Below are 457 nucleotides of genomic sequence, written 5' to 3'. Positions count from 1 at the left end.
TTAATTGGGCGTTATGCTTAATCAAGCAAAATCAGTGGTTTATGGTTGTCTTTGTTCCCTCGGCTTTTCAGTTTTGTGTTTGTCGGCAAGTCGGCTTTTTTGAGCGCTGCTTTTCGGACTCTTATTCTGTGGCGCTGGAAATTCAGAGAATTGCCTCATTCAATTCTCGAGCAAGCGCGAGGTTAGGGCGGTTAGCTCAATCAGAAATCCATTTTTAGGTTTTCAAACTTCAAACCAGATTTGCCCAAATTCCGAGCCTGACTTTCAAAACTATGAGTCATTTCGGTTTTCTACGTTTTGGCTTTTGTTTGTAAATCAAAGTCGAGTTAATCTTGGTTCTGGTCAAACGTAACCCATTGAAGCTTAAGCATAACAAGGCGTTTAAGAGGGATTCATGCCGCGTGGCATTTTTGGTATGCGGTGGTTTTTGGTGGTGAAAGTGGTCTGCGGAAAGTTG

1 protein-coding gene is annotated in these 457 nt (G+C 42.5%); it reads left to right on the top strand.

The window, feature by feature from the left end:
• Positions 1–369: 369 nt before the first annotated feature.
• Positions 370–457, top strand: an 88-nt coding sequence (locus tag CIK04_RS32300; protein ID WP_128824802.1) for a DUF3265 domain-containing protein, incomplete at its 3' end; no start/stop codon positions are given.

The organism is Vibrio sp. 03_296, from assembly GCF_002265885.1.
Note: the sequence above shows the minus strand (reverse complement) of the source record. Positions and strands in the feature narration are given on the sequence as shown.